23 protein-coding genes and 1 riboswitch are annotated in these 23,387 nt (G+C 40.5%); of the genes, 21 read left to right on the forward strand and 2 right to left on the reverse strand.

Going from position 1 to position 23,387, the window contains the following annotated elements; translation table 11 throughout:
* The first annotated feature begins 35 nt into the window (after window positions 1-35).
* From cysK to NSU15_RS14385, 3 genes are all read left to right on the forward strand, one after another.
* On the forward strand, window positions 36-974 hold the full coding sequence (cysK, locus tag NSU15_RS14375; RefSeq protein WP_339290995.1) for a cysteine synthase A: 939 nt from the start codon (window positions 36-38) through the stop codon (window positions 972-974).
* A 217-nt stretch (window positions 975-1,191) separates the two neighbouring features.
* Window positions 1,192-1,554 carry an acylphosphatase gene (locus tag NSU15_RS14380; protein WP_339290997.1) on the forward strand — a complete coding sequence of 121 codons (363 nt, stop codon included), beginning with the start codon at window positions 1,192-1,194 and terminating at the stop codon, window positions 1,552-1,554.
* A 135-nt stretch (window positions 1,555-1,689) separates the two neighbouring features.
* Entirely contained in the window at window positions 1,690-3,243 is a 1,554-nt protein-coding gene (locus tag NSU15_RS14385; RefSeq protein WP_339290998.1) for a TPM domain-containing protein, read from the forward strand.
* A gap of 106 nt (window positions 3,244-3,349) precedes the next feature.
* Here the strand turns inward: NSU15_RS14385 and NSU15_RS14390 are convergent, their stop codons facing one another.
* Both NSU15_RS14390 and NSU15_RS14395 read right to left on the reverse strand, forming a co-directional pair.
* Entirely contained in the window at window positions 3,350-3,796 is a 447-nt protein-coding gene (locus NSU15_RS14390; protein WP_339291000.1) for a hypothetical protein, read from the reverse strand.
* Window positions 3,777-3,998 (reverse strand): helix-turn-helix transcriptional regulator, encoded by a 222-nt coding sequence (locus NSU15_RS14395; protein ID WP_042127498.1) that lies wholly within the window; start codon window positions 3,996-3,998, stop codon window positions 3,777-3,779. The genes NSU15_RS14390 and NSU15_RS14395 overlap by 20 nt, the downstream gene beginning before the upstream one ends.
* Window positions 3,999-4,183: 185 nt before the next feature.
* Between NSU15_RS14395 and NSU15_RS14400 the strand changes: the two genes are divergently transcribed.
* The 18 genes from NSU15_RS14400 (at window position 4,184) to NSU15_RS14485 (ending at window position 23,173) form a co-directional block, all read left to right on the forward strand.
* Window positions 4,184-5,128 (forward strand): ABC transporter ATP-binding protein, encoded by a 945-nt coding sequence (locus tag NSU15_RS14400; RefSeq protein WP_339291002.1) that lies wholly within the window; start codon window positions 4,184-4,186, stop codon window positions 5,126-5,128.
* Entirely contained in the window at window positions 5,121-5,789 is a 669-nt protein-coding gene (locus NSU15_RS14405) for an ABC transporter permease subunit (protein WP_042127500.1), read from the forward strand. Before NSU15_RS14400 ends, NSU15_RS14405 begins: the two co-directional genes overlap by 8 nt.
* 24 nt (window positions 5,790-5,813) lie before the next feature.
* Window positions 5,814-6,515: a hypothetical protein gene (locus NSU15_RS14410; protein ID WP_231574199.1), complete on the forward strand. Its 702-nt coding sequence runs from the start codon at window positions 5,814-5,816 to the stop codon at window positions 6,513-6,515.
* Window positions 6,516-6,693: 178 nt separating this feature from the next.
* Window positions 6,694-7,809 carry a phosphodiester glycosidase family protein gene (locus NSU15_RS14415; protein WP_042127505.1) on the forward strand — a complete coding sequence of 372 codons (1,116 nt, stop codon included), beginning with the start codon at window positions 6,694-6,696 and terminating at the stop codon, window positions 7,807-7,809.
* A 122-nt stretch (window positions 7,810-7,931) separates the two neighbouring features.
* Window positions 7,932-8,864: a LysR family transcriptional regulator gene (locus NSU15_RS14420; protein WP_042127507.1), complete on the forward strand. Its 933-nt coding sequence runs from the start codon at window positions 7,932-7,934 to the stop codon at window positions 8,862-8,864.
* Between the two features lie 16 nt (window positions 8,865-8,880).
* Window positions 8,881-9,990 (forward strand): 5-methyltetrahydropteroyltriglutamate--homocysteine S-methyltransferase, encoded by a 1,110-nt coding sequence (locus tag NSU15_RS14425; RefSeq protein ID WP_076118479.1) that lies wholly within the window; start codon window positions 8,881-8,883, stop codon window positions 9,988-9,990.
* A gap of 140 nt (window positions 9,991-10,130) precedes the next feature.
* Complete coding sequence (locus NSU15_RS14430; RefSeq protein ID WP_339291006.1) at window positions 10,131-11,258, forward strand: 5-methyltetrahydropteroyltriglutamate--homocysteine S-methyltransferase; 1,128 nt, start codon at window positions 10,131-10,133, stop codon at window positions 11,256-11,258.
* Window positions 11,259-11,424: 166 nt separating this feature from the next.
* The gene (locus NSU15_RS14435; protein WP_042127514.1) at window positions 11,425-12,144 is read left to right on the forward strand and encodes a YebC/PmpR family DNA-binding transcriptional regulator; all 720 of its coding nucleotides are present in this window, start codon (window positions 11,425-11,427) and stop codon (window positions 12,142-12,144) included.
* A gap of 7 nt (window positions 12,145-12,151) precedes the next feature.
* Window positions 12,152-12,213, forward strand: a riboswitch (Fluoride riboswitch).
* Window positions 12,214-12,280: 67 nt separating this feature from the next.
* Entirely contained in the window at window positions 12,281-13,585 is a 1,305-nt protein-coding gene (locus NSU15_RS14440; protein ID WP_339291007.1) for a voltage-gated chloride channel family protein, read from the forward strand.
* Between the two features lie 157 nt (window positions 13,586-13,742).
* Window positions 13,743-14,459 carry an ABC transporter ATP-binding protein gene (locus tag NSU15_RS14445; protein WP_339291008.1) on the forward strand — a complete coding sequence of 239 codons (717 nt, stop codon included), beginning with the start codon at window positions 13,743-13,745 and terminating at the stop codon, window positions 14,457-14,459.
* The gene (locus NSU15_RS14450) at window positions 14,456-15,193 is read left to right on the forward strand and encodes an ABC transporter permease (RefSeq protein ID WP_042127519.1); all 738 of its coding nucleotides are present in this window, start codon (window positions 14,456-14,458) and stop codon (window positions 15,191-15,193) included. The genes NSU15_RS14445 and NSU15_RS14450 overlap by 4 nt, the downstream gene beginning before the upstream one ends.
* Before the next feature lie 13 nt (window positions 15,194-15,206).
* Window positions 15,207-15,950 (forward strand): MerR family transcriptional regulator, encoded by a 744-nt coding sequence (locus NSU15_RS14455; RefSeq protein WP_339291009.1) that lies wholly within the window; start codon window positions 15,207-15,209, stop codon window positions 15,948-15,950.
* 454 nt (window positions 15,951-16,404) lie between these two features.
* The gene (locus NSU15_RS14460) at window positions 16,405-17,937 is read left to right on the forward strand and encodes an ABC-F family ATP-binding cassette domain-containing protein (protein ID WP_339291011.1); all 1,533 of its coding nucleotides are present in this window, start codon (window positions 16,405-16,407) and stop codon (window positions 17,935-17,937) included.
* Window positions 17,937-19,148, forward strand: a complete 1,212-nt coding sequence (locus NSU15_RS14465; RefSeq protein ID WP_076118492.1) for an MFS transporter — start codon at window positions 17,937-17,939, stop codon at window positions 19,146-19,148. Before NSU15_RS14460 ends, NSU15_RS14465 begins: the two co-directional genes overlap by 1 nt.
* 75 nt (window positions 19,149-19,223) lie before the next feature.
* On the forward strand, window positions 19,224-20,513 hold the full coding sequence (locus NSU15_RS14470; protein ID WP_339291013.1) for an amidase: 1,290 nt from the start codon (window positions 19,224-19,226) through the stop codon (window positions 20,511-20,513).
* Window positions 20,514-20,662: 149 nt separating this feature from the next.
* Window positions 20,663-21,253, forward strand: coding sequence for a sigma-70 family RNA polymerase sigma factor (locus NSU15_RS14475; RefSeq protein ID WP_339291015.1), 591 nt, complete (start codon window positions 20,663-20,665; stop codon window positions 21,251-21,253).
* A complete protein-coding gene (locus tag NSU15_RS14480; protein WP_339291017.1) occupies window positions 21,231-22,853 on the forward strand; it encodes a DUF4179 domain-containing protein in 1,623 nt (540 codons plus the stop codon). Before NSU15_RS14475 ends, NSU15_RS14480 begins: the two co-directional genes overlap by 23 nt.
* 92 nt (window positions 22,854-22,945) lie before the next feature.
* Window positions 22,946-23,173, forward strand: a complete 228-nt coding sequence (locus tag NSU15_RS14485; protein WP_076118500.1) for a hypothetical protein — start codon at window positions 22,946-22,948, stop codon at window positions 23,171-23,173.
* Window positions 23,174-23,387 lie beyond the last annotated feature (214 nt).

The raw sequence follows: 23,387 nt of genomic DNA on the forward strand, positions 1-23,387 counted from the left end.
AAGCTGATGGGTTAATAAGAAATGAGGAGAATATTATGGCTAATATATATAAAAGCGTAACTGATTTGATTGGCAACACACCGTTATTGGAAATCTCGAAATATAGTAAATCTCAAAACGTTGAAGCAAAAATCCTTGCCAAGCTAGAGTCTTTTAATCCTGGAGGTAGCGTCAAGGATCGTATAGGTTATGCAATGATCAAGGATGCTGAGGATAAGGGCTTAATTCATAAAGATTCTGTAATTATAGAGCCAACAAGTGGCAATACCGGCATTGGCCTTGCAATGGCTGCAACCAGCCTTGGGTACCCGTTGATTATCGTTCTTCCGGATACATTCAGTATTGAACGCCGTAAGGTGATGGCTGCGCTTGGTGCTAAGCTTGTATTAACACCTGGAGCTGAAGGGATGAGCGGTGCTTTGAGAAAGGCGGAGGAATTGGCAGCGGAAATTCCACATGCATTCATTCCACAACAGTTCAGCAACCCAGCTAACCCGGAAATTCACAGAACGACTACAGCGGAAGAAATTTGGCGAGATACTGATGGAAATGTAGATATTTTTATCGCAGGTGTTGGTTCTGGAGGCACAATTTCAGGGGTTGGGGAAGCTTTGAAGGCTAAGAACCCTTCGGTACAGATCGTCGCTATTGAACCGTTTGATTCACCAGTATTATCTGGTGGACGGCCTAGTGCGCATGGGATTCAGGGGATTGGGGCTAACTTCATTCCGGAGATTTACAATAAAGAGGTTGTTGATGAGATTTTTCAGGTGAAGAATAAAGACGCATTTAACGTAGCGCGTGAAATTGCCAAGACCGAGGGGTTACTGGTAGGGATCTCGTCTGGCGCCGCGGTATATACAGCTACACAAATTGCTAAACGTCCAGAAAATAAAGGGAAGACGATTGTGGTGATTTTGCCGGATACTGGTGAACGATATTTAACGACTACTCTGTTTGATTTTAACGAATAGATTGAACCAACTTATGACTTGAATGTAAGCCATCGGATGGGTGCAGATCCGGAGTATTTCAATTTCTAGCACTGAGGTTAATACCAACAAGGAGGCTCAGCAGAATGCTGAGTCTTTTTGTGCATTTTGTAATTAAAGAGTGATAAACTCAGCCCCTTATTTTACCAACGGCTATGGTACAATATAGCATAAATCGTAGTAGTTCTAAAAAAGGAGTATGAAACGTGTGAATGTGTTCAAAAAAGTTAGAAATAATTATGTGATTTGGCATGCAAATCGTATTCAGTTACTGGATCTTCCTTCAAGTCCTGTCGTTAGAAAGCAAGTGGTTTTCTCAGGTAGAGTTCAAAATGTAGGATTCCGCTTGGAAATATATACGATTGCTGAAAGAATGAGATTAACGGGTAGGGTACAAAATTTAAACGACGGAAGTGTAGAGGTAGAAGTGCAAGGAGAAGAGCAACAAATCTCTTTTTTAGTTCATTGCATGCAATCATTGAAACGGGCATCTGTAAAGAAAGTAACTATGAGTGATCTGCCTCTTAATGAGAGTGAGAAAGATTTTACGATAGTGAAATAAGTACATATGGATTAGTGGAATTCTGAAGTTATCTTCATTAACTGTAAAATTTACAGATTAGAAATAAATGGAACTATTGCTTAAGCCATCCGTAACCGATAAATAAAAGAGATTATGATAGCGCAGGAGGTACATATGAACTACAGAATGTTTAGAAAAATGCTTCTTACCACACTTGCCACACTGATGTTAAGCGTTTTGCTTCTTCCGGTTTTAACTTCAGCTAAGACTGCTGTACCAAAGCATACGGGGTCATTTTATGTAAATGATTTTGCGAATGTGATCGACGAGAAAGCTGAGAATTACATGGTGAACTATGGGATTCGATTACATCAGGATACGGGTGCTCAAGTCGTAGTAGTGACAGTTGATTCTACAAATGGAGTTTCGATGGAAGAGTATGCCACTTCGTTATTCAATAGCTGGGGTGTAGGTTCCGCGGACAAGAATAACGGGCTTCTATTGCTGTTATCTATAAAAGATGATGATTACTGGGCGGTACAAGGAAAGGGTATTGAGGATACGTTGCCTAACAGTAAGATTAAAGAAATTCTTTCTCAATACCTTGAACCTGATTTTGCAGCAAAAACATATAGTAATGGCGCACGCAAGACGTATGGCGCTTTTATTCAGGCCATGGGTGGGACTTGGGTGGAAACTGTCGGCACGAAAAACTATGTATCCGATAATGCCGGTGTACTCAAAAAAGTGACAAAGGATTATCTGAACGAATCTAGCAATAGATATAAAACCACAACTGGCAGTGGCATTTATGTGGTTACTGTAAAGAATGCAGGAGATAAGACACTTCAGGATTATACCTACATGAAGTTTGCCTCCGTTGCAGCAGGCCCTAAGGATGTTATGCTGGTACTAGATATTGATGGAGACAACTATCATGTTCTTCAAGGGAAGGACATCGATAAGATTCTAACTAACGATGCGATTAGTAATATTTTGGATACCGTACTTGAGCCTCAATTTGTAAAAAAAGATTACGGGACAGGTGCTACGGCAACTGTCAATGCTTTGTACAGTTTTTTGCTAGCAAGAGCGGATCAGGTCGTTGGAACAACAGGGACGGCAGGAAATAATGGGGGCACAACTGGTTCAACTTCGCCCTCAACAACCACTTCAGCAAAGGAGGCTAGTGTTAGTGTAGGCAAAGGTCTCCTAATTTACTTATTGATATTTGCTCCGCTCATATTGTTCGGATATGGTCTTTCACGACGCAATAAATATATTGAAATGTACGGTTTGCCATTTAATCCGTATAGCCCAAGAAATATTCGGCGGTATGGGAATTGGTACGGTCAAGCGGATTACGGTTATGGTAGACGTTGGCACAGACGTTATAATAATCACTATAATAATCACCATCATCATCATCATAGAAACACACCATCAAATAACTCACAGTCAAGCTTCTGGGGAAACAGCGGTGGAGGCGGCTCTACTAGAGGTGGAGGAGCAGGACGATATTCCTCAAGCAACGAGAATCGTGGGGACGGAGGTTCGAGTAGTGGCGGAGGTGCAGGTAGACATTCTTCTAGCTCTTCCAGCTCTTCCAGCAGCAGCTACTCTAACAATGATAGTGGCTCTTCCGGTGGAGGAGGTTATTCCGGCGGTGGTGGATCATCAGGTGGTGGAGGTAGCGCCAGCAGTGGTGGTGGAGCGGGTAGACACTAAATAAATCATGCAATTAATAAGAGGTGCAAAGGAGCTGTCTCACAAGTAGAAATTCTACTACTGAGACAGCTATTTTAATTGGAAGGAGGGAGCTTATGTACCCCACTCAGTTTCTAGTATAAAACCATCTGAATAATGAAGACACGACTAACAGGACCACAAGAACACTTGCCAATGTGAAAAAGATAACCTGGTTGAAGAAAGATGAGATAATACTTCCAAATGAAAGCAACCAAATCATTAAATTTATAGTGGAGTTGTAACCTTTTAATTTGATGCTTTGATTTCTTTCATCTTCTTCATAAATTACCATTTCTTCAAGCGCATTCTCGTCTTTAAGCAGCTTTCTAAGCTGTATTATGTTCATTACACAGACGCCTTCAATACCAAAGAAAAATCCTGTGATATACGCATCAATAGAAGCAAAATCTGCCGTGGTATTTAGCAATTTAATAATATAGGTGCCTATTACAGCAAGTCCACCAATAACAGCGATAACTATTTTGGTACGTAAACGTTTTTGAATCCTCGCTTTATATTTTTGATTCATCATTTTCCTCCACCTCAGAGAAATCAAATACTTCCTCAATCGTTAATCCAAAATACTTAGCTATTTTATAAGCAAGGATTAAAGAAGCTGTGTATTTTTCATTCTCAATTGAAATAATGGTTAACCGAGTGACACGAACCGCTTTTGCTAATTCCTCTTGAGATATTTTTCGCTCTTTTCGCAATTCTCTTATTCTTGTTTTCATGTCCTGCTCCCATGTATTAAATAATATCGAAAATTGCTTTCATGATGAAAACCGAAAACGACAACGTCGTACTTTCTTATTATATCAATAAAAAAATTTATCACAATCAAAATAAGTATAGTTAACTATACAATCTATGTATAGTCTGCTATACTTATTTTGGGTTTATTAAGGAGGATTGTGCGATGCGGAAAATTGAACTGAAAGATGTAAAAAAGACATTCGGGCGTGTAAATGCTATTAATGGATTGAGCCTTTCCATACAGGCGGGAGATGTTTACGCCTTATTGGGACATAATGGAGCTGGGAAAACAACTACTCTTCGTTTCTTATTAGGACTTTTAGAGCCTGATGAGGGAGAGGTATCTGTATTTGGTTGTAATCCTAATTTAGAGGGTGACACTGTTCGTAAAATGTGTGGTGTTTTATCAGAAGACGTTGGGTTATATGAGCCTTTGAGTGTATATGATAACTTAAGTTATTTTGCTCAAATATATGGTATGAAACGTAGTGATTACGACAAACGAATAGACGAGCTATTGAGTGATTTTGAAATACTAGATAAGAAGCATTTGCCTGTTAAGGGCTTTTCTACAGGGATGAAGAAGAAGGTTGCTTTAACTAGAGCCTTACTTCACAAACCCAAAATCCTTCTATTAGATGAGCCCACGAATGGACTAGATCCAGTAAGCATTGATCATTTAAGAGTAATGCTGCATGATTTAGCACAGAAGTACGGGACCACCATTATTTTGACCACACACAATTTAGAAGAGGTAAAAAAGATCTGTAATAAGATCACAATAATGCGACATGGGAAAAACGTATATACTAACACAATGGCAGCATTGAAAGAGCAAGCCAATAGTAAAGTCCGTATTATCTGCAACCAAGATTTGTCCGCTGATTTGGAACGTCTTCATAAGGCGTTGTCTAGTCTTGAAATAAATATTGAATACAAGGTACAGCAAAACACGATTATCGTTGAACTAACAGAAAATATTGCGATTTCGAAGTTGATTAAAGTGTTAGCTACATTAGCGATAGATGTGAAGAATATTGAAACAAAGGGATTTGACCTCGAAGAGCTGTATATGCAGGTAGAAAATGGTGAGAAACCAAATGAATGAAATAGAAACCGTCTTTAGGATGCAGATAAAAGAGTATTTCAAGGATAAAGGTGCTCTGATCTTTCATTTATGTGCTGTAGTTCTCATAGGGATCGTTGCTCCTGTGCTTCGAATGAACGATACTGTTTTGTTGAGCGGATCAATCTTATTTCCACTTACTCTGTTAAAGCAATGGACAGCCAACAGCTTTGCGGGTGAGAAAGAAATGAAAACGATAGAAACATTATTATCCTCACCAATTAAGAGCAGAAGCCTATTTTATGGAAAATGTATGTTTTGCATCGTTAGCAGTGGAGTTTGTTATTTATCAATATTCGTTTTAATGCTATTAGTGAAGGGTTTCACAAATGAGCCTTTTCAAATCAATTTTTGGGAATGGGTAGGTATGTTGATTCTATTTTTTCATATTTTATTAGCCGTCACTTTAATAGGAGTAGATCGATCCAGTACTTCTGACGATATCCAGAAGGCGAATAGTAAGCTAAGCATAGTTTTTTATCCGATTTATATTTATATTGTTATTCTTTTTAATTTATTTACTCAGCATTTGATGGTGGCTACTTATTTACTATCAGCAGTATTTTTAGTCGTTTTGGTAGGGGTTAACTCTTATTTTATCTTTATAAAAGTTAAGAAAATGGATCGTTCGTATTTTTTGTAGAGTCATATAAGAAGGTAGGTGTTTTTGATGAAATCACAAATGTCTAGTGTTCTTCATCATGAATGGAAATATTTCGTAGCTTTAAAGCAATTTCGGTTTAGCATGCTTTTCTTAATAGTTGCACCAGCCATCTTTACGATGCTTGCCTATATTTATTTTGGCGAATTGAACTTTTATTATCCAATCATCATTATGGCTCTAGGTGTGCCTCGAATAACAGTAAATATGATCTCATATTCGATTGGAGGAGAAAAAGTATATAAAACCTTTGAATCTTTATTGTCAACGCCAATACGAACAGAGTCAATGTTCATTGGAAAGAGTATGATTGCAATCCTGATTTCACTAGTAATGCTGGTAGTGTCGTCATTGTTTACTTGGCTGACAGCAAACTTCATCCAATTTGTTTTTATGCATGAAACCAGCCTCATTTGGTTCTCAACAGCTCAAAGTATATTAATCTTTGATAATCTTCTGATTTGTATATTCATGATCTTTATAACTGGAATATTATCCATGGTAATGCAAAAGCCACGCCAAGGATTACATATTGCTTCAGCATTAAGCTTCTTGACGATGGTACCTTCTTTACTGGTTACATTTGGTGTAAAGCATCCATTAGAATGGTCAGCAGGGATTATGATTATTTTGCTGGGAATAAATCTATTCTTGATTTATTATGTGTTGCAGCGAATAAAGAGACCGCAAATAATGGCGAAATTATAAAGGAAAACTAACAAACAATCGCCGTATGATGAGAATCGTACGGCGATATTTTTGTGTATGCTTAGAAACTAATTATAACTAGTAATTTCCTTAACAGAAACTTTTTATGGAATTTATCGTCTATGATAAAGTTAGATCGTTATTTTCAAATTCCGAAATAGTCAGGGAGGAAAAAGAAGTGAGCACTTCATCATTACCTCAACGTTCCACCGTACGCAAAAAGAAACCAACCAAAAAACGTAAGAAACGGAGTTTTTTTCGTACACTATCTAAAGTGTTTTTATTTTGTTTAATTTTGTTGATTGCTGGAGGCGGCTGGTTTTACTTTGCACCTTCGGCTAAAAATCTGCGCTATTCAATCGCTGATACACTGATTACAACACAGCACCGCTACATGGCTAAATATATAATTGGCGAGGACGGATTAAAGGACAGAGTGACTGAATATAGCTCCCTATTTGAAGAGATGGGGGTCGAAAAGGACACACACACCATCACTCCTGAACCAGAAGTAAAAGAGAAACCACTAGTCGAGATAGAAAATGTATCAGGTACTGGGTATTCCGGATATGTCATGATCGTTAATGATCCTACAAAAGTCCGTTTGGGAATTCCAGATAAGGTAGGGTCAGGTGAGAAAGTAACTAGCATGGTGAAGCGCACAGGTGCTATTGCTGGAGTTAACGGTGGTGGATTTGCCGATCCTAACTGGAAAGGTAATGGATTTAAACCTATTGGTATTGTGATTTCACAAGGTAAGTTATATTACAACGGTCTCGGTGGCAAAAAATCCACCCAAATCGTAGGACTTGATAAACAAGGGAAAATGGTTGCTGGGAATTATTCTTTAGACGAGATTAGTAAAATGGGTGTTCAGGAGGCCGTTACTTTTAGCCCTCGTCTGATCGTTAATGGAAAAGGATTGATTAAGAACGCGGCTGAAGGGTGGGGGATTGCACCTAGAACAGCGATGGGTCAGCGTGCAGACGGAGCGATCATCTTTGTTGTCATCGATGGAAGACAACCTACTTATAGTATTGGAGCAAATCTATACGATGTGCAGCAAATCCTTCTTAAGCATGGAGCCGTGATTGCTGCCAATTTGGATGGAGGTTCTTCTACCGTGCTGGTAAAAGACAACGAGATTATGAACAAGCCATCCTCTCAATATGGGGAACGATATTTACCTACGGCTTTTCTAGTATTTGAGCACCCGGAGCAGGTTGATATGCCGAACATTTGGAAGGGACTTGACCCCTCCAAAATTGATGCTGCTAAGAAGCGTACACGCTAAAGCACGCTTAATACGTAAATATGATAAGGATTATCTTGGATTGCTATATGAAAATATGCTACGATATCACCTAGCATGAAACAGAATACAGAACTAACAGGTCTGGAACAGGGGGAATAGGAGTGACGTTGCAACAACTCCGCTACGCTATCGAAATTGCAAATAGTGGCTCCATGAATGAGGCGGCAAAGAAGCTTTTTGTCTCTCAACCGAGCCTGTCCAATGCCATTAAAGAGTTAGAAAGTGAACTGGGAATTACGATTTTTGAGCGGACCAACCGTGGGATCAGTATTTCCGTAGAGGGGATGGAATTCCTAGGTTATGCTCGCCAAATTATTGAACAGACGGAGCTTATGGAGAATCGTTATACTGGGAAAAAGCGTAGTCCGATCTATTTTTCCATCTCTACGCAGCACTACGCCTTTGTGGTTGACGCCTTTGTAAATCTCATGAAGCAGAATGACGTCTCGGAATACAATTTTAGCTTGAGAGAGACGCAAACCTACGAGATTATCGAGGATGTACGTACATTGCGCAGTGATTTAGGAATTCTTTATATTAACGAGAGTAACTATAAGCATATGAATAAACTGTTTAGTGACGGCAATCTGAAATTCACACCGCTTTTTAATACGGATCCGCATCTTTATGTTCGAACCGGACATCCGCTGGCTCGTAAGGAAGTTATTACTCAGGATGATATTGTACCGTTCCCTTATATCACTTTTGAACAGGGTGAGAACAATTCACTGCATTTCTCAGAGGAAATGTTAAGCTTTTCACAAATTGAGAAGAATATCAAGGTGAATGACCGAGCGACACTGACCAATTTATTAATGGGTACGGATTGCTATACGGTTGGCACAGGAATTCTGGCGTCTGATCTAAATGGTGATGGCCTGAAGACGATTCCTTTTGAGAGCAATGAAGTATTTACGGTTGGCTGGATAGCGCATAAAGATCGTAGACCGAGTGTAATGGCATCTAAGTATATCGAGATTTTGAATGACCTGGTTTCAGGAAGTTATTTTGATCTAAATCATTTTTTACTATAGCAGTAGGAGGATCGGTATGATTAGACCCGTAATTGGCACCCAGAGAAATGCTCCACCCTTTCGCTACGATATCGTTGGCAGCTTCTTACGCACGGATGAGATAAAAGCAGCCCGCCTCCAATATGACAATGGTGAAATCACGGGCAGTCAGCTTCATGAAATTGAGAATATTGAAATCGCCAAACTTCTGGAACAAGAAAAAGAAGTGGGTTTATTGGCGGTCACAGATGGGGAATTCCGCCGTTCCTGGTGGCATCTTGATTTTTTTGTAGGGATTAAAGGGACAGAAAAGATTAACTTGAATCAAGGAAGAGCGGAAGCGGCTCAGCGCGCGGAATCTTTTCGAATTGTGGACCGAATTGCCTTTGAAAATCATCCGATGATCGAGCAATTTATCGCTTTGAAGCAAATGGCTGGAGACCGAATTCCGAAAATGACGATACCTTCACCCGCTTTATTTCATTTTGTGGAGGAGTTTAACGGGAATGAGGTTTATCCGGATCAGGAAACGTTATTTCAAGATATTATTGCTGTTTACCGAACTGCAATCCAAGCGTTCTATGATGCGGGCTGCCGTTACCTCCAGTTAGACGATACAACTTGGGGAACACTGTGTAGTGGCAGACATCGGGCGCATTTACGCAGCAGAGGTACAGATCCAGATCAATTGGCTAAGGATTATGTTAGGCTGATTAACGAGAGCATTGCCAATCGTCCGCAGGACATGACAATAGCACTTCACGTATGCCGAGGCAATTTTCGTTCTACATGGTTCGCTGCTGGTGGTTATGAGCCTGTGGCTAAAGAGCTTTTTTCGAATACTAAAGTGGATGCCTTCTTCTTGGAGTATGATAATGAGCGGGCGGGTGATTTTGAGCCCTTACGCTTTATTAAAGATCAATTTGTAGTGTTGGGACTAGTAACTACGAAACATGGGGGTCTTGAGAGCAAAGAACAGCTCAAAGCGCGTATTGAAGAAGCGGCACAATATGTTGATATTGAGAAGCTTTGCCTAAGTACTCAATGTGGATTTGCTTCAACCGAGGAAGGGAATATTCTAACCGAAGAAGAGCAGTGGGATAAAATACGTCTCGTAATCGAAACCGCCCAAGAAATTTGGGTTTAAGTAAAAATACGTAAATCTGATGGCCTGCTATAGCGTAAGCTTATGGTAGGCCATAGTTTTTAGGAGTTACCAGCCTTAGATGATGAAGTGCTATAGTGAATGCAACAGAACAAGCACAGAGAATCAAGGAGGTCGGCCCCATGAGTACCATTCAAACAGGAACGCAAAGAACGGAAGTACCCTTCAGAGTTGATATAGTAGGTAGCTTCTTACGCCCGGAAACTATTAAGAGGGCTCGCGTTCAATTTCAAAACAATGAAATCACGGCAGACGAATTGCGCAAGGTTGAAGATACGGAGATTGCCAGAGTCGTGAAAAAGCAAAAAGATGTAGGTTTAAAAGGAGTAACGGACGGTGAATTCCGCCGTTCTTGGTGGCATTTAGACTTCATGTGGGGTCTGGAAGGCGTAGCTAAGAAAGTCAGCAAAGAAGGCTATTTATTCAATGGCATTGAGACAAGAGCGGAAACGGCAATCCTATCTGGCAAGATTCGCGGTACGAATCATCCAATGATCGCAGATTACAGACAACTGGCTAGCGTTGCCGGTAACGATGTAGTTGCGCGTCAAACGATTCCCTCTCCTGCACAATTTCTTGCTGAGCTTCAACGGAATCACCAGACCACTGTAGCTGTTTACGATAACCAAGATGAACTAGTTGCTGATATTGCCGCAGCATATCGTGAAGTGATTCGCGACTTCTATGAGGCGGGTTGTCGAAATCTTCAGTTGGACGATTGCACATGGGGGATGCTCTGTGACAAAGGATATTGGGAAGCGCGACAAAAAGAGGGTGTAAATGTTAACGAAATTGCTAAGTTGTATGCATTCGTAAATAATGAAGCGATTAAGGATCATCCTGCTGATATGGTCATTACCATGCATGTATGCCGTGGAAACTATGCTTCTACATGGGCAGCTTCCGGTGGATACGAGCCAATCGCAGAAGTGTTATTCGGAACTGTGGATGTTGATGGGTTCTATCTGGAGTTTGATACGGATCGGGCAGGTGATTTCGCACCATTAAGATTTATCAAGGATCAACAGGTCGTTCTAGGATTGTTCAGCTCGAAGACCGGTGAGCTTGAGAATAAAGAAGAAATCGTGGAGCGTATTAAAGAAGCGTCACAGTATGTTAACATCAATCAGCTATGTCTAAGCCCACAATGCGGTTTTGCTTCTACAGAAGAAGGAAACCATTTGACAGATCAGCAACAGTGGGACAAACTGCAATTTATTAAAGAGATTGCGGATGAAATTTGGCATTGATTTGATAAATACTAGCAGGCTCCTGATCGATTCAGGAGCCTTTTTTATGAGTGTATTGTGACAGCTTAGAGGATTAACCTAGCAGCGCACTTTACTAGAGCTATTAATCAAGGGTATAATAAGTAACAATTGTTTTTAATTCATGTTGAAAGAGAGCGGGAACAATATGGGTCGTAAGTGGAATAATATTAAGGAAAAGAAAGCCTCCAAAGACGCCAACACAAGTCGCGTTTATGCTAAGTTTGGTGTTGAGATTTATGTAGCAGCCAAGAAAGGTGAACCCGATCCAGAAGCAAACCGGGCACTGAAGGTTGTATTAGAACGTGCAAAAACTTACAATGTACCAAAAGCGATTATCGACCGCGCAATGGATAAAGCCAAAGGCAGCGGTGATGAGAATTATGAAGACCTTCGTTACGAAGGGTTTGGACCTAACGGTTCGATGATTATCGTCGATGCGCTTACGAATAACGTTAATCGTACAGCACCTTTGATTCGTTCTACATTTAGTAAGAATGGCGGAAATATGGGTGTCAGCGGATCAGTAGCCTATATGTTTGACTCAACGGCTGTTATCGGTGTGGAAGGTAAAACCGCTGATGAAGTGATTGAGATGATGTTCGAAGCAGAGCTTGATGTACGTGATGTACTGGAAGAGGACGAAGCAGTTATCGTATATGCTGAGCCTGATCAGTTCCATGCCGTACAAGAAGTATTCAGAAATGCTGGAATTACCGAATTTACTGTAGCAGAATTAAACATGCTTCCACAGAACTATGTAACACTTCCTGAAGATGCACAAGCTCAATTTGAAAAACTGATTGATGCTTTAGAAGATTTGGAAGATGTGCAACAGGTGTATCATAACGTGGAGTTTGAAGACTAAGAATAATATCTAACAAGGCGATGGAGTTCGCCTCAACCGTCTCATGAGACTAATGACTCCTACCAGTGTGAGCTTCACTGGTAGGAGTCTGTTTTGTTGTTGGGACTGCTTTATACTGATTTTGGAGGCTGTCGTAATGAATCAATGGTCTGCACGATGGGTTGAATTCGCTAAGAAAAGAAGTCATTTTGCACTATGGAGTACGTTTATCAAATGGATTGTACTCGGAAGTGTGGTTGGACTTTTATCGGGAACTGCCTCGGCATTCTTTCTGAAAAGCTTAGATTATGTAACAGATGTACGTCTAGAGCATCCGTGGCTGCTTTATTTGCTGCCTCTTGGAGGAGTCCTTGTTAGTTTCTTATATATGCGTTATGGAAAAAACAGCGCTAAAGGAAATAATCTTATCATAGAACAAATTCAGGATGGTACAGAGACCATTCCTTTACGCATGGCACCCTTAGTATTGTTCGGAACACTGGTAACTCATTTGTTTGGTGGATCTGCCGGACGTGAGGGAACCGCAGTACAAATGGGAGGAAGCCTCGCGGAGTGGTTTGGGAAATTAATCAAAATCAGTCCGCTGGATCGCAAAATATTGTTAATGTGCGGGATTAGCGGAGGCTTTGGCTCTATTTTCGGAACACCACTAGCTGGAACCTTATTTGGTCTAGAAGTGGTAACGATTGGACTTATTAGCCAACAAGCGTTACTTCCATGTTTTGTGGCCAGCTTTGTTGGTGATCTGGTCACCACTCAATTGTGGGGCGTTCATCATACTCACTATGTAGTGAATGAGTTTCCTGCCTTAAGTGTAATGATTATTCTAAAAGTGGTATTGGCTTCTGTTATTTTTGGTCTTGTGAGTATGCTTTTCAGTGAACTGACTCATTTTCTAAAAAGAACCTTCACCGCCATGATTAGCAATCCGATGATAAAAGCAGCAGTAGGTGGTTTAATTATCATAGCGTTGGTATTCGTTGTAGGGTCACGCGACTATCTGGGACTTGGTATCCCTTTAATCAAGGATTCTTTTGAGGGAGATGTAACGCCGTTCGCTTTTTTATGGAAGCTGATTTTCACCGCTTTTACCCTGGGAACAGGATTTCAGGGTGGTGAAGTTACTCCGTTGTTTGCGATTGGAGCCACATTAGGCAATGCTTTGGCTGGAATATTACATGTGTATGGTCCCTTTTTAGCTGCACTCGGATTCATTGCTGTTTTCTGCGGAGCTACGAGCACACCTATCGCATGCTTTTTAATGGGAATTGAGCTGTTTGGTTCGGAAGGTGCAATTTATATGTTCATCGCTTGTGTAGTGAGTTATTTGTTCTCCGGACATTCGAGTATTTATACTTCTCAACTTATCGGTGTATCAAAGAGTCAGCTCATTTCAATCCCTCAAGGGACTAGGATAAATGGTGTTAAAAAAAGAAAATGATTTTTCGGAAATATTTTTCATCTGTCAGAGGATGGTTAGTTCATGAGATGAGCTAACCTCCTTTTTTTTGTTTCAAAAAACAAACCCTCCAATAAACCACCAGCCTTTACTTCATTTGATATAGTGTAAACCTAATATCTGAAATGAGGTGGGGATTATGATTTTGTCCGTGAAAAATCTCTCTGTACGATACGGAGACAAAGTTGCTGTCCAGGATTTAAACTTTCATTTAGGTGAAGGAGAAGTAATTGGTTTGCTAGGAGCTAATGGTGCGGGTAAATCCTCGAGTATTGCTGCAATTCTAGGGATCGAGAAAAGCGAATTTCAAATGCTCGAAGTACTTGGGAAATCGCCATTCACAGAACGAAAAGAAGTGTTCCAAAACGTTGGCGTACAATTCCAAGATACGAATTTTCAAGATCGCCTAACCGTAGAAGAGGCTTGTATCCAATGGCGTGCTTTATACAAAAAACCACAAGCTATCGATCCTTTACTTATAACCTTTGGACTGCATGAAAAGAAAAAGCAGCTAGTAAGATCGCTATCTGGCGGTGAAAAGCAGCGATTAGCAGTTTTGTTAGCCCTCTTGCCTAATCCTCAGCTCGTTTTTTTAGATGAATTAACAACGGGGCTTGATACAAAAGCGCGTAAGATGTTATGGAAACAGCTTTTAACTATGAAAGAAAACGGACTATCGATTGTACTCACCTCTCATTACATGGACGAAGTAGAAGCTCTCTGCGATCAACTAATCATTTTAAGAGACGGTAAAACGGTCGCCTTTGGTTCCATTCAAGAAATTATTACACTTAGTGGACAACCAACATTAGAGGATGCCTATTTATATTTTGCAGGTGAGGAGGAATGGGTATGAAATTATTTTGGACGCTACTAAAAATAGAGGGCAAACTTGTTTGGAAAGGTATGGATATACTTATATTTGGGATCCTACTCCCGATCATTTTGGCGACTCTTTTTGGATATGTCATGAGTAAAGATGTGTCTGCCAGCGGAGCATCCATGTTTGAAATCTCTTACCCTGCAGTTATTTGTATTGGGGTACTCGCCACTGGCGTAATGGGTGTACCGCTTACCATTGCTGACTATCGTCATCGAGGAATTCTAAAAAGATTCCAAGTAACACCCGTATCCCCAGTACATATATTGTTTGCTCAAGTTGTTATTCAATTATCCTCAGCACTAGTTTCATTTATTGGCGTAACTACTGTATATACTTTATTATTTGATTATGAAATGAGAGGCTCATGGGGAGTCTTTCTGATAACTTATGCATTTGTTGTGTGTGCGATGTACAGTGTTGGGATTGCTATCGGCAGTGTCGTGCCTGATCAAAAGTCTGCAAATTTATGGAGTTCAGTGGTCTACTTCACAATGCTTCTATTCTCTGGCGCTACGATTCCATATGAAATTATGCCACGTTTTCTCCAATGGATAATGGATATTCTTCCGCTTTCACATGGTATTCATTTACTTAAACAAGTTTCGATTGGAGAGTCAATTCAGCACTTATTCTTTAGTATTATCATTCTTGTCTTATGTATATTGATTGGTTTGGGCAGCGCCATCAAATTCTTTAAATGGAAGTGAGGGAGGCGAAGGGATGTATAGCACCAAAGAAATAGCGAGTCTTGTTAACGTACATCCGAATACTGTTCGCATTTATGAAGAGTGGAAGTATATCTCTCCAGTGCCTCGTGCAGACAATGGATATCGATTATTTTCGGAGCTTCATTTATTTCAGCTTCAAGTAGCTAGAACCGCTTTTCATTGTGAGATTATTCAAGGTCATAGTCGAGCTAAAGCACGAGCTATTGCAGAAGCCAGTGGGAAGGGTGATTTCAAGCTGGCTTTTAAACTAGCCCAGGTCTATTTGGCTCATCTTGAACAAGAATACCGACTAGCTTTAGAAGCCATTCAATTGGTTGAACAATGGCTCAGTGGCAATGAGTCATTGTCTAATCAGACTTATAATCGAAATGAAGTCACACAATTATTGGAATTAACACCTGAAATCCTAAGGAACTCGGAAAGAAATGGCTTAATAACCGTTCCCAGACTACCAAATGGTTATCGCTTTTATACAGAACGAGAATTAAATAGAATGAAGATTATTCGTACATTGCGAGCAGCACACTATTCTATGAATGCTATTCTAAGATTAATAAATACAGCAGAACAATCAAAGGAACTAAGCATCAAAGAAATATTAGACACACCTGGAGAGTTCGAAGATATTGTCACAGTAACAGATCGTTTAATTTATTCTCTAGAAGAAGCGATACAAAAGGCAAAAGAAGTTATTCAACTGTTAGAGACTAAAAATAATTATGATTTCCCGCTCTAGGTTGACAAGTTTAGGCATGCGTTTTAAACTGTTACCAAACGAAGGGATGGTTTAACATGATTCATGTAGAAACTGTAAAGTTATATACCAGAGGCTGCTCCGAACAAACGGATACAAACGATGAAACGTTGTCCGGAGCTTAATCAAAAGCGTATTGCTTTTATATCATCGAATGATAGCTAGTCCGATTTAGCGTGAAATGTCATGCTTATTTGGTTATGCTATCTTTCGATGTTAATGATTAAGAGGCTGTAGACAATTTTCGTCTACAGCCTTTTGTGTTTATAATGCTCAGTTTCTAGACTGTCATTTATATGTTTGTGCCGTCTATTCGTGTACAGATAAGCAGAAGGCTTGTGCCCAAAGGGTGCAGTGTCTTCTGCTTTTTTTGCGTTCTTAATTAATTTCAGAAAAGAGGAAAAGGAAATGAGTTTACTTACTTGAGGTTTCTAATTTGACACATGCTTTTGGCGATAAGGTCCTATACAAAAATGTCTCTATGGATTTGTACAAGGGAGAGCATGTAGGAGTGGTTGGACAGAACGGAACGGGTAAGAGTACGTTGATTAGCATCTTGACGGGGGAAGTGATCCCGGATGATGGAATGATAAAGTGGCAGCCCAATATTACAATCGGTCATCTCGATCAATATGCTGTCATGGATGGAAACTGTACGGTTCATAATTATTTAAAACAGGCGTTCTCAGAATTATACGAACTAGAACGAAAAATAAATGAGCTCTATGAAGAGTGCTCTGTAACCGGCAACGAAACGTTATTACAAAAGGCAGCAGACTACCAGAAACGATTAGAAGCGCTAGACTATTATTCGATGGAGAGCAATATCAGTAAGATGGTTATGGGTCTGGGGATCAACGCGATTGGAATCGACCGTCCCATCGAGCAGTTAAGCGGGGGGCAACGGACTAAAGTTATACTGGCCAAGCTTTTACTTGAACAACCTGATGTGCTATTACTCGACGAACCAACCAATTATCTAGATACCGAACATGTTAACTGGCTCGCTGAGTATTTGATTGCCTTTAATCAAGCGTTCATTGTTGTATCTCATAACTATGCCTTTCTCGATAAAATATCCACTAGCATTTGCGATATAGAGGGGGAAACGATAAAAAAATACCACGGTAAATACTCGGATTTTGTGAAGCAGAAGGAACATTTGCGAGAGAGTTATATCCGGCAATATCATGCACAGCAGAAAAAAATAGAAACTACAGAGCAATTCATTCGAAAAAACGGTGCGGGTGTTAATTCCAAAATAGCCCGTGGTCGCCAGAAACAGCTGGATAGGCTGGAACGAATCGCAGCTCCAACATTTGTATCCAAAGCGTCTATTCGCTTTAAAGAGCTCCCATGCACGTCACAAGTAGCGCTTAAAGTGGATCAATTAGTGGTTGGTTACGATAAACCTTTGTTGCCTAAATTGAAGTTCTCCATCCGTGGCGAACAAAAGCTGGTGATTACGGGGTTCAATGGAATCGGGAAATCAACATTGCTTAAAACATTGGTTGGTGAAATCAAAGGGATAACCGGTAGGTTTCAGTTCGCAGAACAAGTTAAAGTCGGTTACTTCGAGCAGGATTTAACTTGGGAAGATGATATGATGACACCTATTCAGGTGATTTCAGCTTATGATCCAAAACTGACTGTAAAGGAAATACGTCGTCATCTGGCACAGTGTGTGGTTAAAGATAACCTTGTAACACAGTCTATCCGTACGCTCAGCGGCGGAGAACAGTCTAAGGTTAAGTTGTGCCGATTACTGCTCTCACCATACAACTTCCTAATTATGGATGAGCCGACCAATCACTTAGATGCTGAAACGAAAGACGCATTGAAGAAAGCTCTAATTCAATTTAGCGGTACTGTTATTCTTGTTTCTCATGAAGAAGAGTTTTATCAAGGGTGGGTCGATCGTGTGCTTAACATAGGAGATGAAACCAGAAGTAAAGGAAGTAAGTACTAATGCAAACCATGAATGACAATTGGAAAAGAAAAATAACCCTATTTCTAACGGCTCAAACCATATCTTTATTTGGTTCCTCGCTGGTTCAATATGCGATTATTTGGTATATCACTCTAACTACCTCTTCAGGGGTGATGATGACGATATCAACCGTCTGCGGCTTTCTCCCGCAGATGGCGATATCGCTGTTTGCTGGGGTATGGATCGACCGTTATAGTCGTAAAAAAATGATCATGCTAGCGGATGGTATGATTGCGATCGCTACTCTTATCCTCGCTGTGATGTTTTTGATGGGCTATAAATATATTGGGTTGCTATATGTAATTTTGCTGATCCGAGCGGCAGGTACGGGGATACAGGTTCCTGCTGTGAACGCACTTATCCCTCAAATTGTTCCAAAAGATCAGCTTATGAAGGTGAATGGAGTAAATAGTAGTATTTCATCCTTGATGATGTTTCTAGCTCCAGCAGCAGGGGGCGTGATTCTATCGATTAGTACCATAGAAACTGCCTTTTTTATTGATGTGATTACTGCAATTATTGGAATTGGTATGATGTGTATAATCGATATTCCAGTTCATGCTAAGTTGGAGGAGGTTCAGAAATCGAATGTACAAGATATTAAGGAAGGATTTAAGTACCTAAAGGATCATGTCTTTATTAAGCAATTACTAATCTATTTATTTGTCGTAATGATACTGATCAGTCCAGCAGCCTTCTTAACCCCTCTAATGGTGAGTCGATCCTTTGGTCCAGAAGTATGGAGATTGACCGCAAGTGAGATGACTTTTAGCGTAGGGGCGTTAGTTGGAGGGCTTCTGATAGCGTCATGGAGCGGCTTTAAGTCTCGTATGCATACCAACATTATAGCATGTGCTCTCTACGGTTTGCTGATGGTTGGACTTGGCTTCGCTCCTATGTTTGCAATGTATTTATTGTTTAATTTGTTGATAGGCGTAACGATGCCTTGCTTTAACGCTCCTTTGACAGTGATGTTGCAGCAGAATGTGGAGCCGAAGATGCAAGGTAGGGTGTTTAGTCTTGTTCAAGTGACGAACTCATGTGCTTTGCCACTCGGGATGGCGCTATTTGGTCCGCTAGCTGATAGAGTCCAAGTGGAGAATATTCTTTTATTCGCTGGTTTTGCAGTGATTATGTGCGCCTTCTATGCTGTGATTAAACTTCTTGCCTTAGCAAAAGACTACGATTAACATGAAGATATTCCAAATAAATACAATCATAGAGCAGAGGGATCTTAGTTTAGTAATTTGTGAAGGGGGTTAGGTATGTATATCCATACATCTTCTTTAACGCAGTTCCATCAAGGATTAGAGCCAAATGATTCATCACTCGAGCTATTCCTTAATCAGCATTTAGATCGTTATGATAAGTTAGAGCCTCACATCCATGCTTTTGTATCGGAAGAGAAAAGAACAGATAGAATCATGAGTGAAGTAGCGCAGCTAAGACAAACCTATCATGAGCTCCCAAAACCATCATTATACGGAGTTCCAGTAGGAGTTAAGGATCTAATTCATATAGACGGTTTGCCCACTCGTGCCGGTTCAAATCTTCCTCCACAGGAATTAACACGTTCAGAAGGTAGTTTTATTAAAAAGCTGCGGCAAAAAGGAGTATGGTTCACAGGCAAAACGGTGACCGAAGAGTTCGCATATGCCGGGCATCTCCCAACTCGTAATCCTCATCATTTGGATCATACACCAGGCGGCTCTAGTGCAGGGTCTGCAGCGGCAGTTGCCACAGGTATGTGTCCATTTGCGATAGGTACACAAAGTTTGCGTTCTGTTATGGCACCTGCTTCTTTCTGTGGTGTTGTTGGATTTAAGCCAAGCTATGGACGTATCCCTTTGGATGGTGTTCAGTTGATGTCCCCTTCATTTGATACGATGGGATTTTTCACACAGGATATGGTTAGCATGGAGCGGGTCTCTTCAGAACTCATCTCGGAATGGAGGCCTTTCGAAGCTAACCGTAAACCCGTGCTTGGTATTCCAGAAGGGGTATTCATGACTTTATTGGAAGAGGACGCTAAACATACTTTTTGGAGCCAGATTAAGAAGTTAGAAGAGGCAGGCTTCGTCATAAAAAATGTTAAGATGCCATGGGAAGATAGTTTCATCTATGGGGATGGAATGTTGAGGTTAGTACAAGGGGAAATGGCTCAAGTGCATGCCGTACGATTTGAAAAATACAAAGATTGCTATGGTACTGCGATGCGTGATGGTATTGAATCAGGTCAAACCATCAAAGAGGAGGAACTGGAGCGATATCGTAGAGGACAAATCAAATTGAGATATGATCTACTGGATGTTCAAAAGACAGAGGGGATTGATATTTGGGTCTCGCCCGCTCAAGCAGGAACTGCTCCATTGTGGGGGACACGGACAGGATGGGCAGGAATGACGGCCATATGGTCATACGCAGGAGCGCCAACTGTGAGCATTCCTTCAGCCACTATTCATAACATGCCTTTAGGATTTCAATGTATTGGGGCTTACGGGCAGGATGAAAAGCTTATATATTGGAGTAGACTTGTATCACTAGCACTGGGGTGAGCCTATTTGGGCTACAGATGGGGCAAGTTCGAGGTTAGATAACAGAGTGGGTCTTCAATACAATTGAAGATCTACTTTTTTTTGTATAAAGTGAGAGTTTTTCTGATAGGGATCGTCTATACAGTATCGTGCTTCAAGGAGGCTTAAGGGTGAAGGGACATGTGCCGAAAGTTGAAAAAGAGGATGAGAGGCAATGGATTCAAAATGTTCTGCATGGACATAAAGAAGACTATTCGTTTCTTGTGAATCGATATAAGAATAAAATTTATGGACTTTTGAGAGGGATGGGAGCCGATCACCAAGATGCTCAAGACATCACTCAGGAGACATTTATTAAAGCTTATCGTAAGCTGGCCTCACATGATTTAGATAAAAACTTTGCAGCTTGGCTGTATACCATCACGACTAATTTATTGAAGGATCTTTGGAAAAAAACTCGTCCTACAGCAAGCCTACCAGACGATCTTGTTGAACTTTCCCTTTCAAATAATCCAGAGGAAGAATTCATTCGATCAGAGCATCGCACAGAGCTGCTTCACCTAATGCAGAAGCTGCCGCCTAATTATCGGATGGCTTTGCTGCTTCGTTACACCAATGATTTAAGCTATGAAGAAATGTGTACGCTCTTAGAGGTCCCAATAAGTAAAATTCAAAATGACCTTTATCGTGCGAAACATCGATTGAAGCAAATCATGACACTCCAGGAGGTGAAGAGCGATGAAGTGCTTAAGTCCATATGAGATCGAGCAATACATCCTAAGTACACCTACCTCCCGACCTTTTGAAAATGTAGATCATATCGCTGCTTGTACCCATTGCAACTTAATCTATCATATGCTATTGGAAGAACAAGAGGAGTGGTCGCAAGCGTTGTTTGAGGAGAAACTGCCAGAGTCTTTTACGGATCAAGTTATGGCTTCAATAGAATCAGTAGTACTAGAGAAAGTAACGGTACCTGACATAAAGCGAAAGAATCCGAAGATTCTTAAGTTACTTAGATTAGCCATGACAGCAGCTTTGCTACTGGTTGTTCTGAGTGCCGTGATTTTATATTCTGTACCCACATTGGCAGAGACTTTACGTTCTCTTTTTGTGAAAGATAATGTTGACATTGGCCTTTTGCGAGCGCAAGAATTTGGGTTGGTAGATCATCCTAATATAAAAGTGAAGGATAAAGGCTATACGATTAAAATTGACGAAGCCGTAGCAGATCCTACTCGTGTGATTGTCGCTCTACAGTTGTTCGGACCGGATGGTAAACATGACAGACATCGCTTGGGTTTTGGTGAAGGTAATAAGATTGAAGTTAAAGATGATCATGGAAAAGTCGTTGGAGAATTATACGATATGGGATTTACCAACGATTTTTATTATATGATCGCTAATTTTTCGGAGCCATTGCAAGCCGATCAAATTACAGTCGAAGGTCATATAACTGAGTTGGGAAGCAAGGGAAGAAATATTCCTATTTTACAAGGAGATTGGAATTTCAGTTTTTCGATGGATATGACAAAAGCGAATCAACAAACAACCTCAGCTCCCCTAACGGGTAGCTATACTTCTCCGGACGGTTTAACAGTGACTTTGAAAAGACTAACTCATATGGTTCAAGGTGTTCGTTTTGAATTTGACACTCAATTAAGTGAAGAGGCATTGAGTCGTTCTCCAGGTGAATTATGGAAGCAGCAGGGGCTGAAGTTCCATTTTGAGGATAGCACGGGAGAAGAGATTCACAGTGTTAATGCGAGGAAATTACCAAGTAAGGATAGTGTAATGTCACGATCTTCGGCACCCGGTGATAAACCTGGATTAATACATTGGAGCTATACATTTAAATATTTACCCCAGGATACGCCATATACTTTTGTGTTCGATGGATATTTTGTTCCTGAAAAGGATGGTTCGAGCGTGCAATTTGAGCCTTCTAAGTTGAAGGAACATCCGATTCCCTTTGATTTTGATGGAGATGAGCTCATGTTAAATGATTTTACTGTGGAGTCGCCTCCCAATACCAATGGATCTGCGAAGGAAGGTTCGTTACATTTTAGCGGAAGATTGAGAAATGAATTTATGAACAGTGAGTGGATATTTAAAGACCTTGAGGGTAAAGAGTATCCCCTGTCAGGGCGAGGAGGATATTCTACTGATGGGTCCGGATGGAAAGATGGTTATATCGTAATCGTTGAATCACAGTCAAATAACAAAAAGAATTTTTTTCAGTTCCGTGCTGCTGGCCTTACTAAAATCCCTAATCAGCTTCAATTAATACGTACAGTAGTTAACCGTTTGTACACCAATGTCGATTGGACCGTTCCTATCATGGAAGTTAGCAAAAAATAATAAAATCAATCTTTATGCTTCCAAATTGTACAAGCAAGAACTAGAGAATTCGCATCTCATATACTATCACAATCGAAAAGAGGTGGTAGTTTATGACTGCTGCAGAGAAGAGAAAAATTCAAAGAGCTTTAAATGCTTTGCGTAAGCAGAGAGTGATTCTGAAAGAAAGTCTTAGAAGAATTGAAGCATTACTTTGCAGGTTGCCTATTGGCAGTCGTGAAAGATTTGAATTGTTAGCAATAAGAGACTCAATTGTCGAAGCGCTTCGACTCAATGCTATTGCTATACGAAATTTAAAAGAAGTTTCTTGTGCTTGTTAATTCGTTGAACTTCAGAACCTTCTGATCCTTGTATCAACGATCAAAGTAAAGCTTTTTCCTGTCACATTAGGAGGATACTGTTTTTCTTTCTTATTGATCTGACGTGTAACGATAGCTCAATAAACACGATAAGGCAGCCGGTCAGTCAATGTGATCGGCTGCCTTTATTCAGCAAACGGGCAGGATACTTGAAGTTCAAACGCGGGAAAACGTA

The organism is Paenibacillus sp. FSL E2-0201 (assembly GCF_037963325.1).
Lineage (GTDB): Bacteria > Bacillota > Bacilli > Paenibacillales > Paenibacillaceae > Paenibacillus_AQ.

What these genes read in the sequence shown, in the direction of transcription:
- cysK (WP_339290995.1), top strand. Translation starts at nt 36, where the DNA reads ATGGCTAATATATATAAAAGCGTAACTGATTTGATTGGCAACACACCG.
- NSU15_RS14380 (WP_339290997.1), top strand. Translation starts at nt 1,192, where the DNA reads ATGAAACGTGTGAATGTGTTCAAAAAAGTTAGAAATAATTATGTGATT.
- NSU15_RS14385 (WP_339290998.1), top strand. Translation starts at nt 1,690, where the DNA reads ATGAACTACAGAATGTTTAGAAAAATGCTTCTTACCACACTTGCCACA.
- NSU15_RS14390 (WP_339291000.1), bottom strand. Translation starts at nt 3,796, where the DNA reads ATGATGAATCAAAAATATAAAGCGAGGATTCAAAAACGTTTACGTACC.
- NSU15_RS14395 (WP_042127498.1), bottom strand. Translation starts at nt 3,998, where the DNA reads ATGAAAACAAGAATAAGAGAATTGCGAAAAGAGCGAAAAATATCTCAA.
- NSU15_RS14400 (WP_339291002.1), top strand. Translation starts at nt 4,184, where the DNA reads ATGCGGAAAATTGAACTGAAAGATGTAAAAAAGACATTCGGGCGTGTA.
- NSU15_RS14405 (WP_042127500.1), top strand. Translation starts at nt 5,121, where the DNA reads ATGAATGAAATAGAAACCGTCTTTAGGATGCAGATAAAAGAGTATTTC.
- NSU15_RS14425 (WP_076118479.1), top strand. Translation starts at nt 8,881, where the DNA reads ATGATTAGACCCGTAATTGGCACCCAGAGAAATGCTCCACCCTTTCGC.
- NSU15_RS14430 (WP_339291006.1), top strand. Translation starts at nt 10,131, where the DNA reads ATGAGTACCATTCAAACAGGAACGCAAAGAACGGAAGTACCCTTCAGA.
- NSU15_RS14435 (WP_042127514.1), top strand. Translation starts at nt 11,425, where the DNA reads ATGGGTCGTAAGTGGAATAATATTAAGGAAAAGAAAGCCTCCAAAGAC.
- NSU15_RS14440 (WP_339291007.1), top strand. Translation starts at nt 12,281, where the DNA reads ATGAATCAATGGTCTGCACGATGGGTTGAATTCGCTAAGAAAAGAAGT.
- NSU15_RS14445 (WP_339291008.1), top strand. Translation starts at nt 13,743, where the DNA reads ATGATTTTGTCCGTGAAAAATCTCTCTGTACGATACGGAGACAAAGTT.
- NSU15_RS14450 (WP_042127519.1), top strand. Translation starts at nt 14,456, where the DNA reads ATGAAATTATTTTGGACGCTACTAAAAATAGAGGGCAAACTTGTTTGG.
- NSU15_RS14455 (WP_339291009.1), top strand. Translation starts at nt 15,207, where the DNA reads ATGTATAGCACCAAAGAAATAGCGAGTCTTGTTAACGTACATCCGAAT.
- NSU15_RS14465 (WP_076118492.1), top strand. Translation starts at nt 17,937, where the DNA reads ATGCAAACCATGAATGACAATTGGAAAAGAAAAATAACCCTATTTCTA.
- NSU15_RS14470 (WP_339291013.1), top strand. Translation starts at nt 19,224, where the DNA reads ATGTATATCCATACATCTTCTTTAACGCAGTTCCATCAAGGATTAGAG.
- NSU15_RS14480 (WP_339291017.1), top strand. Translation starts at nt 21,231, where the DNA reads ATGAAGTGCTTAAGTCCATATGAGATCGAGCAATACATCCTAAGTACA.
- NSU15_RS14485 (WP_076118500.1), top strand. Translation starts at nt 22,946, where the DNA reads ATGACTGCTGCAGAGAAGAGAAAAATTCAAAGAGCTTTAAATGCTTTG.